The following is an 11,924-nucleotide window of genomic DNA, read 5'->3' on the forward strand; positions in this document are numbered from 1 at the left end:
TAACTGACTGGCATTACTGCCTTGGTGGCTCTTTTTTGTTTTTATTGCCCATCGCGCTGTTTTAGAGTGCATTTATTGACGACTCGGTCACACAAACATTTAATCCTGCGCAAAAAGCTCGTATAATCCACGCCCCATAGAAACCCATGTTAGGAAGCCCTAGTCGATTTATCGGCGATGTGAGAGCCCGCAATGAACCAAGTAGATACAAGAAAAGAAACCCTAGAATTCAACAAGCTTCAGAAGCGCCTAAGAAGAAATGTTGGAAATGCCATTACTGATTACAACATGATCGAAGAAGGCGATGTTGTAATGGCATGTATTAGTGGTGGTAAAGATTCATTTGCGATGCTTGATATCCTGTTGAATCTACAAAAGGCAGCACCGATCAAGTTTGAAGTGGTTGCAGTTAACCTTGACCAGAAACAGCCAGGTTTCCCTGAGCACATTCTTCCAGATTACTTTGAAACACTGAACATTCCTTACTACATCGTAGACAAGGACACTTACTCAGTGGTTAAAGAAAAAGTGCCAGAAGGCAAAACGACTTGCGGCCTATGTTCGCGTCTTCGCCGTGGTACGCTTTACTCATTCGCAGAGAAGATCGGCGCGACTAAATTGGCGCTTGGCCACCACATGGATGATATCGTAGAAACGATGTTCTTGAACATGTTCCATGGTTCTCGCCTTAAAGCGATGCCTCCAAAGCTTCGTTCAGATGATGGCCGTAACGTTGTGATTCGTCCACTGACATACTGTCGTGAGAAAGACTTAATCAAGTACGCTGAGCACAAAGAGTTCCCAATCATTCCTTGTAACCTATGTGGCTCACAAGAGAACTTACAACGTCAATCAATCAAGGCAATGCTGATTGATTGGGATAAGAAGACACCAGGTCGCGTAGAAGCTATCTTTAAATCCATCCAAAACGTAAGCCCAAGCCAGCTTGCTGATCGTGAATTGTTCGACTTTGAAAACCTTCCACTGGACCGTGAAGGAAATCGCGAAGAATACGAATTCAGTGAAGCTGTGGTATCGTCGACGAACATTGACGAATCAATGTTTATCGATGTGACCAACATCTAATTCGAAAAAAGGAGGCTAAATGAGCCTCCTTTTTAATTTGCGTGCCTCCAGGGCAGTAAACAGAATAAGAAATCCCCCAACAATTGGGGGATTTCTTATTTCTATATTACTTTAAAAAAGCGCTGTTATGTCGCTGTATTTGGATCGAGCGGACTGATGTAACCGTTTGGTTTCAATGCCAGTACGTCGCAATTGATTTTATCAATCACATGCTCCGCTGTGTTACCAATAAACACCGCCGAAAGCCCCGTACGACCTGTCGTACCAAGAATAACCATTGCTGCATTAAGCTTTTCTGCCGTTGCAGGAATAATGTCTTCTGGCAGACCTTGTTCAACAATTGTTTGCTCTTCATCCAAACCATGCTTTTGGCGAAGTGCTTTCATTGCGGTTAGGTGATGCCCACGAACTGCATCTGTGTACGTTGTTGGGTCAAACTCAGGCAATTCAATCGTAATATTCGCCGGAGTAACCGGATAGGCATTAACGAGATACGGTTCAGCATCGAGACGATTGGTGATATCTTTAAGGCGCTCGACCATTGAATAGTTCAAATCAATGTGCGTTGGGTTTTCCGAACCTACATGAACAGACGCGAGAATCTTCGCGTGCTCTGGCCAATCGGAGTTCTTAATTAGAAGCACAGGGATAGGGCACTTACGCAACAGATGCCAATCTGTAGGAGTGAAAATGACGGATTCTAGAACATCGTGTTTACGCGTTCCCTTAATAACGATGTCGTGGCCGCCAGCAAAGACTTCAGCAATGATCGCTTCATAAGGGCGATTATGCCAAACAACACAAACATCAAAGTCGAAGCTATCGTCTAAATACGGTTGGGCTATCTTACGCATCCATTGTTCACGTTGGTGGATAACACCGCGACGCATAGCATCTCTTTCATCGACCGACAGCATTGAGGTCATGTCATACGAAAAATCGTAGATTGACAGAAAGAAAGTGATTCGGCTTCTGGATACACTTTTTCGAGCGAGTTGAACCGCTCTTGCAAGTGCTGGCTGCTCATCGTTATTGATGTCAGCAACAACAAGGATCTTACTGTATATACTCATATCTAAGCCCACTTATTATTGTAAAACCAAATACCGAATATAAGGTAAATCAGTATATTGGAGTACACAAGGTACATTTTTACTGTAGCTCAGTTTGAGGAAGAATTTGAGGACTTTCGAAGGGATTTTAGAAGAAATATGATGTAGCTCATTTTCGAGCTACATCAATTGATAGGGTAGATTAGTCTTTGCTAACGCCAGCAAGTTCCATCAATGCATCGTGATCTAAGATGGTGATGTACTTACCTTTTACGCTCAGAATCTCAGATTTCTGGAAGCGGCCAAGTAGGCGACTGATGGTTTCAACAGTCAGGCCAAGGTAGTTACCGATGTCACCACGAGTCATGGTTAAACGGAACTCACGAGGGCTAAAACCACGTTGCGAGAAACGCGTTGATAGGTTGTAAAGGAAAGCAGCTAAACGTTCTTCCGCGTTCTTTTTAGAAAGCAGAAGGATCATTTCTTGATCGCCTTTAATTTCGTTACTCATCAGACGCATGATCTGTTGACGAAGTTTAGGCATTTTTCCTGACAGGTCATCAAGGATTTCGTAAGGGATCTCACAAACCATTGATGTTTCAAGTGCCTGAGCGAAACTTGGGTGTAGGTCACCCGTAATCGCGTCGAAACCTACAAGGTCACCTGCTAAATGAAACGCAGTGATTTGCTCATCGCCTTGTTCTGTAATTGTGTAGCTCTTGATCGTGCCAGAGCGGATAGCGTACAGAGATTTTAGCTCATCACCTGCTTTAAAAAGCTCTTGGCCTTTTTGGATTGGCTTTTTACGCTCGATGATTTGATCCAGCTGGTCAAGTTCAGACTCGTTTAGAGTGAACGGAATACACAGTTGGCTAATGCTACAATCTTGGCAATGAATCGCGCAACCGCCTGATTGGATACGCTTTGTTGCAGGTTTTTCAGAAATCATAACAACCTTTCACTATTTGATATACATCAATATTTTATCACTGGTTACTTCTAAAGGGTAGTAAAAAAATGACTGATATCGACTTTCATACTATATGAAACCGAGCATTTTCATTGCTCCGGCGGCAGTATACATGCCATAGCTTATTAGAATTAATGCTGAGATGTTTCTAAATATTAACGATTTTTTCAGGTTCTGAAAATGCCTCGCGCCATACCCAATCGCGAGCATCGAAGGTAGAGTCCCCAGCCCAAATGCTAGCATGATTAATCCGCCATTCAATGCGCTGCCCGAAACGGCAGACCAAGTGAGCGCTGAATAGACCAATCCGCATGGCAGCCAACCCCAAACAAAACCAAATGGGAATGCATGGGAGGGGTGCTTCAAGGGAAGTAGTCGTTGTCCTGCAGGGGAAATAAACTTCCAGATATACTGCCCAGCTTTTTCAACAACAAGCAGCCCTTGCCACCATTTAGCAATGTAGAGTGCAACTAAGATCATGAAAAGTGCAGCGACAAATCGAAGCCACGCAAGAGACTGGGTAAGACCGCTTAACTCTGAAAGGCCTGATATCGCACCTCCAACCATTGCGCCAATTAAAGCGTAGCTTGCCAGTCTGCCAAAGTTATAGAAAAGTGGAATAGAGGAAGAAGGTTTGTTGTTCGGTGCACCCATGGAAAGGAGAGAGGCGATGCCGCCACACATTCCCATGCAATGACCAGCCCCAACGAGGCCGATCATAAATGCACCAATAAAGTCTGGGCTCATAGAGAAACGCTATTGTTTTTTGTTGTTTGGTTTTTCGTCTTCATCAAGAAGAATGTTGTGTCCTTGTCGCTCTAGATCTTCAAACTGATCACTACGAACAGCCCAAAGGAAGATAGCAACGGCAACACAGACCAATACAATGGCGATAGGGATTAATATGTATAGACTTTCCATGTTTGATCTCTCACTTACTTCTCTTTAAGCAGTCGCAACGAGTTGGATACGACGATGATAGAACTTGCCGACATACCCACTACTGCAACATATGGTGCGACTAAGCCTGCAACTGCCAGCGGCAAAATTAACAGGTTGTAACCCAAAGACCAAGCCAAGTTTTCTCGGATTATCTTTCTTGTACGTATTGCAAGCAATCTTGCCTCTAATAATTTCTCTAAATTATCGCCTAGAAGCGTCATATCTGCTGATGCTTTCGCAACATCCGTACCACCGCCCATCGCGACAGAAAGGTGTGCCCCAGCCAGCGTTGGTGCATCGTTAATACCATCACCAACCATCATAGTGATGTCGTCTTGATCTAACCCTTTAAGATACGCGAGTTTGTCTTCAGGTTTTGCCGATGCGATCACATGGTCTATACCCATTTCATCCGCAACAGGCTGTGCATTTCGTAGTGAATCGCCTGTCAACAACGTTGTTTTAATGCCTGCATCCGCAAAACGTTGGATAAATGCTTTACTTTCTTTACGAATTGGATCGCGGTAGTAGAAGGTTGCGACATGTTCATTATCGACTGAAAGGTATACGGCGTTACCTTCATCGCGATTTTCACCCACAACGAAGCTTGCACTACCGATTTTTACTGTCTTGGTATTCCAAATACCTTGGATACCGGAGCCAATGATATTTTGAACATCACGGACGGTGAAACCTTCACGACCAAACCCTGAAAATGCGCGAGCAATAGGGTGGTTGGCATGAGCTTCGAGTGCCGCAGCAATGGCAAGAGTGTCGGATTCGCTTAAATCAGAGAAGGTTTGGGTTTCGCTTATTTCGATGTCGCCTTTGGTCAACGTGCCTGTCTTATCAACCACAAGGTGATTAATCTTACACAGTGTTTCGAAAACATGGCCTTTACGCAGCAAGATACCAAAGTTACCCATACGAGAAGTTGCACAAGTTAGTGCCGTTGGTGTGGCTAACGATAGAGCACATGGACAGGTTGCGACCAGAACAGACAACATAATCCAGAACGCATCATCAGGTTTAGTTTGATGCCAGTACAACCAAGTTCCTGCAGAAATAATTAGAATCGCACCAACGAAATAGCGCGCGACTACGTCTGCAATCTCAGCAATTTTTGGTTTGGAGTGCTGTGCTTCATCTTGAAGACGGACTATATTCGAAATCATCGAGTCTGCTTTCGAGTTCGTTACTTCTAGCTCGAAAGACTCCTCACCATTTAATGTACCTGCGTAAACGGCATCTCCGGCTTTCTTAACCACGTGAACGGACTCGCCGGTCAGCATAGATTCATCGATATGGATACGACCGGAAATCACTTTGCCATCTGCCGGTATATGTTCGCCAGGAAGGACACGAATGCGATCACCAACCTTTAAGGTTCTTACCGGGATTTGTTCACCGTCTAGCGTCGTCGCAATCGCTGGGATTAACTTGAGAAGGTTGCCACTAGCTGCTGCTGCTTTGCGGCGAGCACGCATCTCTAAGAATCGACCGACTAACAAGAAGAAGGTAAACATCGAGATCGATTCGAAGAACACTTCGCCTTGTTCAGTCACCGTTGCAACTAAGCTCGCCACATAAGCAAATATGAGTGCAATGGATACAGGAACGTCCATCCCAAGGGTTCGCCCTTTAATGCTGCGCCATGCATTGAAGTAAAAAGGTAGAGCAGAATAGAGCAGTACAGGTGTCGCGAAGATTAAGCTTACCCAGCGGAAGTAGTTTTTAAACTCTGACTCTAAATCGCCAAAGACTTCTAAATACAATGCTACCGCAAGCATCATTACTTGCATGGTTGCAAGACCCGCTATACCTAGACGATAAAGGTATTGTTTCATTGTATTGTGGTAGGTGGCTTCTTGCTTGTCTGCCTCAAAAGGGGCGGCTTTGTAACCGAGTTTATGAATGACCGACAGCAGTTCACTGAGTCGAACTTGAGTTTTATCCCAAGCGAGTAGAGCGCGGTTGGTTGTGGTGTTAACACGAATGGAAACCAAGCCTTTAACACCCGATACTTGTTTTTCAATCAACCAAGCACAAGCGGCACACGAGACGCCCTCCAAAGAGAGCGTGACTTCAGAAGTGTTCTCATGGTTACGAACAAACTCTGACTGAACATCTTCGTTATCATAATGGATGAGGGCTTGGAGTTGCTCAGGGACTAGATCCGCCTTTTCTGCTGGCGCCGTTCGGTATTGGTAATAGGAGACTAGACCACTATCGACGATAGTCTGAGCGACAGTTTCACAGCCCGGACAACACATATCGCGAATTTCACCCAATATTTCTACTTTGAAATCCGTGTTGGCTGGTACATCTTCACCACAGTGATAACAGGATTTACACATAGATTTACTTCATCAAAGTTGTTGGTTGCGCAGGGAATTCAACTCGACCTTGAATCATCCATTCTTGATTGTGTGGCTCAAGCTCGACGAACCAGGGACCTTTAATGGAGTCTTCTGGCGTTAAGCGATAGTTACCTTTTGCATCTGCTGTAAGCAGCTTCGTGAAATCATGGTCTGATAACGTACGGTGCGTGAACGTCGCAGTTAGCGCAGGGAAGTGCGGTAATTCGCCTTTATTAAAAGTGATGACAACGGTGTTGCCATCAGATGAAACGGTAGCGTTAAGACCAAGATCACGAGCGACATTCATTTTACTAATATCGATATTGATCCCTTTGCCTTTTTTATAATAATCCTCTGCAACCAACGAAACTGAATTGTTGGCGAATACGACCACTGTAACGATTGTCCATACCACAACAGTTAAAGGCAGGATGATCAGGAACCACGGCCAAAATTGTTTATACCAAGGCTTTACCATAAAAAAGTTCTCAACAGCTAAATGAAAAAATGTAAGGCTTTAAATTTAAAGGAAAGACAGCCCCTATGAAAGGGGCTGTTATTGAAATGTTACTTATTGTCAGAGTTGCTTAAACTCCAGACGTATGCCGCGACAAGTTGAACTTTGTCTTCGCCTAGAATGTCCTTCCAAGCTGGCATCACACCAGAGCGACCGTTCATGACTGTTTCTGTTACTGCAGCGCGTGAATCGCCGAATAACCAATCTTGGTCAGTTAGGTCAGGCGCGCCTACAGCAGGGTTACCTTTACCGTCAGTGCCGTGACAAGCTGCACACACAACAAAGCGAGCTTTGCCAGCCTCAGCTTCACGTGCGTTCACTTTACGACCAGATAAGCTTAGCGTGTAGCTTACAACTTCTTGAACACCTTGTTCACCAAGTGCATCTTTCCACGCTGGCATCTGACCGATACGGCCTTGCATGATAGTAGTCACGATAGCTGCTGGCTCACCGCCGTACAGCCATGCATCGTCAGTTAAGTTAGGGAAACCTTTCTGACCACGAGCATCAGAGCCGTGACATTGCGAACAGTTCTGCAGGAACAAACGTTGACCAACTTTAATTGCTTCAGGATCTTGCGCAATCTCAGGGATAGGGCGTAGACCATCTGCGTTATGAGCAAGCGCGCGGAATGCTTCACCGAAGTAAGCATCTGCACTGCCCAATTCTTTCGCGTACTGATCGAGACGTTTTTGTTCTTGTGCCTCAGATATTGCTTTTTTTGAATCTTCTACGTTGGTTACCGTTTGATTTGAACTGGACCAATTTAGCAAACCTTTAAAGCTTCCTAGTCCAGGGTACATCGCCAAGTAAACAGCAGAAAATACAAAAGTGCTGATAAACAGATAGGTCCACCACTTTGGTAGAGGGTTATTGAGCTCACGAATACCGTCGTACTCGTGTCCCATATCTGCACCTTCCTCGACGCCCATTTTATCCTTAGCGCACCAAGTTAGGAGGATTGCACATCCAACTAGAGTACCGACAGTAATTACGATAACCCAGAGACTCCAGAATGTAGTCATTACTTCTCCACTCCTTGATTATTTGGTTTCACTTGCTCTTCATCTGCAAACACTAGATTGGCATCTTCCTCAAATCGTGCTTTACGCTTTTTACCAAATGCCCACCATACAATGCCAATGAAACTAGCAAAGAGAACAACGGTATAGATGCTGTGAATTGTACCGAAATCCATATCGACTCCTTATTTCATCGCATGACCAAGAGACTGAAGGTATGCGATGACTGCGTCCATCTCAGATTTACCTTGTACATCTTTAGTCGCATTTGCGATTTGCTCATCAGTGTACGGAACACCAAAATTGTCTCTGAAAAGCGTCAATTTCTTAGGAGTAAGCTTCCCATCGAGAATGTTTTCAGCTAACCACGGGTAACCTGGCATTATAGACTCTGGCACCAGTTCGCGAGGGTTGATCAGATGAACACGGTGCCATTCATCAGAGTAACGTCCGCCTACACGAGCCAAATCTGGACCAGTACGCTTAGAACCCCATAGGAATGGGTGTTCCCAAACGCTTTCACCAGCAACAGAGTAGTGACCGTAGCGCTCTGTTTCAGAGCGGAAAGGACGAATCATCTGACTGTGACACACATTACAGCCTTCGCGAATGTAGATGTCACGACCTTCCATCTCTAAAGCACTGTAGGCTCTTAAGTTGTCAACAGGCTCTGTTGTCTGCTTTTGATAGATGAGAGGCGTTATTTCAACAAGCGCCCCCCAGCTAATCGCAAACACGATAAAGATTGCCAATAAACCTACGTTACGCTCTAAGATTTCGTGGCGGTTATTAGAATTATTACTCACACTCAATTCTCCCTAAGCCGGTTGTGGAACTGCTTTTAAGCTCTCTTTCGGGGCACTAACCGTCTTGTAGGTGTTGTATGCCATCAAGAACATACCCGACAAGAAAATAAGACCGCCTAGGAAGCGAACAAAGTAGAATGGATGAGAGGCTGCAACGGATTCAACAAAACTATAAGTCAGTGTGCCGTCAGAGTTAACTGCTCGCCACATTAGCCCTTGCATTACGCCTGAGATCCACATAGCAACGATGTAGAAAACCGTGCCGATAGTCGCCAACCAGAAATGTACATTGATCAGTTTTACTGAGTACATACGTTCCTGACCGAAAAGCTTAGGTACAAGGTGATATACAGAACCGATAGAAACCATGGCAACCCAACCCAATGCTCCAGAGTGAACGTGTCCAATGGTCCAGTCTGTGTAGTGCGATAGTGCGTTCACTGTTTTTATTGCCATCATTGGACCTTCGAATGTAGACATACCATAGAAAGACAATGAAACAATTAGGAAACGCAGAATAGGATCGTATCGAAGTTTATGCCACGCGCCAGACAGCGTCATGATACCGTTGATCATACCACCCCAAGATGGAGCAAATAGAACCAGAGACATCACCATACCGAGGGATTGAGTCCAGTCAGGTAGCGCAGTGTAATGTAAGTGGTGAGGGCCAGCCCAGATATAAAGAGAGATAAGAGCCCAGAAGTGAACGATAGATAAACGGTAAGAGTAGACAGGGCGTTCAGCTTGTTTAGGAACAAAGTAGTACATCATACCTAGGAAACCAGCGGTCAGTAGAAAACCTACCGCATTGTGTCCGTACCACCATTGAACCATAGCATCCACAGCACCGGAGTAAATCGAGTAAGATTTACCAAGTGATACAGGAATAGCCATGCTGTTAACGATGTGAAGTACCGCTACTGTGAGGATAAAGGCGCCGAAGAACCAGTTAGCCACATAAATGTGAGAGGTCTTTCGTTTGACCAATGTTCCGAAGAATACGACAGCATATGATACCCATACGATAGCAATAGCGATATCTATTGGCCATTCAAGCTCTGCGTATTCTTTTGACGATGTGTACCCAAGGGGTAGGGTAATAGCGGCTGCGACGATTATTGCTTGCCATCCCCAGAACGTAAAGGCGACCAGTGGCCCCCCAAAAAGACGCGTTTGACAAGTTCTCTGTACGACATAATAAGATGTTGCGAACAGAGCACTAGTACCAAACGCAAAGATTACCGCATTTGTATGCAGTGGGCGTAAACGACTGAACGTTAACCACGGCGTATCAAAGTTTAGCTGTGGCCAAACTAACTGAGCGGCTATAAACACACCAACACCCATTCCGACAATTCCCCACAAAATAGTGACTAGGGTAAACTGACGAACGACTGTATAGTTGTAGCTTTGCTCTAGCTGCTTTACTTGGCTCATTTGCATGCTTCCAATTTCTAATTAACTACACTTTACTTCCAACACGACTTGCGTCGTAACACCACCCAAGTAAACTCTAGAATTCAAGTGTTATCATCACTTTATTTCCATTGCTGACTTTAATAAAAAGTGGCATTTTCAGCGTGACACTATACTTGAATTAACAATTCAATGACAGAGTAGTAACCTTACAAGGCCTCTGGAAATCATTTTTTATTTAAAAAGTTTGAAGTTTGTAACAAGGATATTAGGAATTATGGCCGCACAAAAGTTAACAAAGGCACGACTTGCACAAATCTTAATCATGCTCAGTCTTTTAATAGGTGCCTTTTTCTGGCGCACCTTTACTTACGAGACGAACAGAGAGGTAGATTGTTCACAAAAACAACGATGTGATGTAACAATTGGTGCTGAGAAAATAATCATAAATAAGACTTCGAAAGGGTTTTCGATCGAAAGCTCAAAAACAGACAGTCTGAAAATTGATCTAAATCAAACGGGGGATTTTATTAATATCGATGATGAATTTCGTGACCTCGATTGGAATAGTATTTCTGAGAAGAAGACAATTAATTTCAAATTAAACGAAAACATTGTCCAAGTTCATTTATAAATCAGATCTGACACGAGATAATTACATCTTCTTATGCAATTAATACCGTCATGCTTAGCACTAAATTGTCGCAGTGGTATAACAGTAAAGTGATAACCAATAATAAAATCGTATGCAGTGCCAATCATTATTTACTCATATTACCGACGAATATTTAGCTATCAAACGATTTCGCTCTGAGCTGACTGAGGATAACCTGTCGCATATCGTCTGTTATTACACCGAAGAGTACGATTTCAGAGTAATCCAAAGCGCTTTTGTTGAGCTATTCCCCGAGACAACCGTTCACGGTGCTAGCTCCTGCCAAGCGATAATGACAAATCATGGTTATCACCAAGGGCCGTTGATTGCGATACTCGCGATTTATGATTCGGGCCATCACGCATATGGTACGGGTATCTCAACTTTTGGAGCAAATGTTGAAGCGAGTGTAGATGCTGCATTAAACATGGCATTGGTGCATGCAGATAGAATAGGAGAGGTGCCGAATCTCATCCTTTTACACGCAACCCCTGGGCATGAAGAAACCATCATCGAATGTATTGATGAAAGGTTTGGGACGCTAGTCCCCATCATTGGCGGGTCGGCTGCGGATAATAATATCGAAGGTAACTGGTCGATTATTACTTCTCAGGGTGCTCAGCAAAACGGTGTTAGCCTGACGCTATTTTACTCATCACAGCCCGTTGATATCGCTTTTAGTGCTGGGCATTCTCCAACGGGGATAACAGGTATTGCGACGAAAACGAAAGATCGCATCTTACTAGAGATAGATAATAAACCCGCTCTCGATGTCTACCGAGAGTGGACTAATCACCAAGAGACACAATCCGACAAAGAAAGCTTTCTATTTACCAACTCCAGTGCTTATCCATTGGGGAGAATCGCTGGGCATCTTTACGAGAGACCTTACTACAAACTCTCACATCCAATAAGAGAGACCAAACAAGGTGGAATCGAGCTCTTTACAAGTATCCAAGAAGGCGAATCTTTGACGTTGATGCAGGGAAGTCGGCAGCATCTTGTCGCAAGAGCCGCAAGAGTAGTGAACGCAGCATTTAATCAAAATTTCAAAACACTTCTATCGACAAATAGCGTCTTTGATAGAGCTCGTTG

General features: G+C 44.2%; 13 protein-coding genes. 3 read left to right on the forward strand and 10 right to left on the reverse strand.

The window, feature by feature from the left end:
• The first annotated feature begins 192 nt into the window (after positions 1 to 192).
• The gene (gene ttcA / locus KIV40_RS08545) at positions 193 to 1,086 is read left to right on the forward strand and encodes a tRNA 2-thiocytidine(32) synthetase TtcA (RefSeq protein ID WP_005441601.1); all 894 of its coding nucleotides are present in this window, start codon (positions 193 to 195) and stop codon (positions 1,084 to 1,086) included.
• A 125-nt stretch (positions 1,087 to 1,211) separates the two neighbouring features.
• Here ttcA and uspE read toward each other — a convergent pair whose 3' ends face one another.
• From uspE to ccoN, 10 genes are all read right to left on the reverse strand, one after another.
• Positions 1,212 to 2,159 carry a universal stress protein UspE gene (uspE, locus tag KIV40_RS08550; protein WP_285348682.1) on the reverse strand — a complete coding sequence of 316 codons (948 nt, stop codon included), beginning with the start codon at positions 2,157 to 2,159 and terminating at the stop codon, positions 1,212 to 1,214.
• 181 nt (positions 2,160 to 2,340) lie between these two features.
• Entirely contained in the window at positions 2,341 to 3,087 is a 747-nt protein-coding gene (locus KIV40_RS08555; protein WP_005429849.1) for an FNR family transcription factor, read from the reverse strand.
• Between the two features lie 90 nt (positions 3,088 to 3,177).
• Positions 3,178 to 3,855 (reverse strand): sulfite exporter TauE/SafE family protein, encoded by a 678-nt coding sequence (locus tag KIV40_RS08560; protein ID WP_228173959.1) that lies wholly within the window; start codon positions 3,853 to 3,855, stop codon positions 3,178 to 3,180.
• Positions 3,856 to 3,864: 9 nt separating this feature from the next.
• Entirely contained in the window at positions 3,865 to 4,029 is a 165-nt protein-coding gene (gene ccoS / locus KIV40_RS08565; protein WP_005429857.1) for a cbb3-type cytochrome oxidase assembly protein CcoS, read from the reverse strand.
• A gap of 14 nt (positions 4,030 to 4,043) precedes the next feature.
• Entirely contained in the window at positions 4,044 to 6,407 is a 2,364-nt protein-coding gene (locus tag KIV40_RS08570) for a heavy metal translocating P-type ATPase metal-binding domain-containing protein (protein WP_285348683.1), read from the reverse strand.
• 4 nt (positions 6,408 to 6,411) lie between these two features.
• On the reverse strand, positions 6,412 to 6,888 hold the full coding sequence (locus KIV40_RS08575; RefSeq protein WP_005528468.1) for a FixH family protein: 477 nt from the start codon (positions 6,886 to 6,888) through the stop codon (positions 6,412 to 6,414).
• A gap of 89 nt (positions 6,889 to 6,977) precedes the next feature.
• Positions 6,978 to 7,952, reverse strand: coding sequence for a cytochrome-c oxidase, cbb3-type subunit III (gene ccoP / locus KIV40_RS08580; protein ID WP_005528470.1), 975 nt, complete (start codon positions 7,950 to 7,952; stop codon positions 6,978 to 6,980).
• The gene (locus KIV40_RS08585; protein WP_005528472.1) at positions 7,952 to 8,125 is read right to left on the reverse strand and encodes a CcoQ/FixQ family Cbb3-type cytochrome c oxidase assembly chaperone; all 174 of its coding nucleotides are present in this window, start codon (positions 8,123 to 8,125) and stop codon (positions 7,952 to 7,954) included. Before KIV40_RS08585 ends, ccoP begins: the two co-directional genes overlap by 1 nt.
• 9 nt (positions 8,126 to 8,134) lie before the next feature.
• Positions 8,135 to 8,755 (reverse strand): cytochrome-c oxidase, cbb3-type subunit II, encoded by a 621-nt coding sequence (gene ccoO / locus KIV40_RS08590; RefSeq protein WP_005528475.1) that lies wholly within the window; start codon positions 8,753 to 8,755, stop codon positions 8,135 to 8,137.
• Positions 8,756 to 8,767: 12 nt separating this feature from the next.
• On the reverse strand, positions 8,768 to 10,195 hold the full coding sequence (gene ccoN, locus KIV40_RS08595; protein ID WP_005528477.1) for a cytochrome-c oxidase, cbb3-type subunit I: 1,428 nt from the start codon (positions 10,193 to 10,195) through the stop codon (positions 8,768 to 8,770).
• A gap of 256 nt (positions 10,196 to 10,451) precedes the next feature.
• On the opposite strand from ccoN, the gene KIV40_RS08600 reads away from it, so the two are divergent.
• Both KIV40_RS08600 and KIV40_RS08605 read left to right on the forward strand, forming a co-directional pair.
• On the forward strand, positions 10,452 to 10,808 hold the full coding sequence (locus KIV40_RS08600; RefSeq protein ID WP_012127982.1) for a hypothetical protein: 357 nt from the start codon (positions 10,452 to 10,454) through the stop codon (positions 10,806 to 10,808).
• Between the two features lie 112 nt (positions 10,809 to 10,920).
• On the forward strand, positions 10,921 to 11,924 hold a 1,004-nt coding region (locus KIV40_RS08605), incomplete at its 3' end, for an FIST N-terminal domain-containing protein (RefSeq protein ID WP_285348685.1).

Source organism: Vibrio sp. D173a, assembly GCF_030248475.1.

Excerpts from the sequence above, each read along its gene's own strand:
- ttcA (WP_005441601.1), top strand. The coding sequence starts at position 193 with ATGAACCAAGTAGATACAAGAAAAGAAACCCTAGAATTCAACAAGCTT.
- uspE (WP_285348682.1), bottom strand. The coding sequence starts at position 2,159 with ATGAGTATATACAGTAAGATCCTTGTTGTTGCTGACATCAATAACGAT.
- KIV40_RS08555 (WP_005429849.1), bottom strand. The coding sequence starts at position 3,087 with ATGATTTCTGAAAAACCTGCAACAAAGCGTATCCAATCAGGCGGTTGC.
- KIV40_RS08560 (WP_228173959.1), bottom strand. The coding sequence starts at position 3,855 with ATGAGCCCAGACTTTATTGGTGCATTTATGATCGGCCTCGTTGGGGCT.
- ccoS (WP_005429857.1), bottom strand. The coding sequence starts at position 4,029 with ATGGAAAGTCTATACATATTAATCCCTATCGCCATTGTATTGGTCTGT.
- KIV40_RS08570 (WP_285348683.1), bottom strand. The coding sequence starts at position 6,407 with ATGTGTAAATCCTGTTATCACTGTGGTGAAGATGTACCAGCCAACACG.
- KIV40_RS08575 (WP_005528468.1), bottom strand. The coding sequence starts at position 6,888 with ATGGTAAAGCCTTGGTATAAACAATTTTGGCCGTGGTTCCTGATCATC.
- ccoP (WP_005528470.1), bottom strand. The coding sequence starts at position 7,952 with ATGACTACATTCTGGAGTCTCTGGGTTATCGTAATTACTGTCGGTACT.
- KIV40_RS08585 (WP_005528472.1), bottom strand. The coding sequence starts at position 8,125 with ATGGATTTCGGTACAATTCACAGCATCTATACCGTTGTTCTCTTTGCT.
- ccoN (WP_005528477.1), bottom strand. The coding sequence starts at position 10,195 with ATGAGCCAAGTAAAGCAGCTAGAGCAAAGCTACAACTATACAGTCGTT.
- KIV40_RS08600 (WP_012127982.1), top strand. The coding sequence starts at position 10,452 with ATGGCCGCACAAAAGTTAACAAAGGCACGACTTGCACAAATCTTAATC.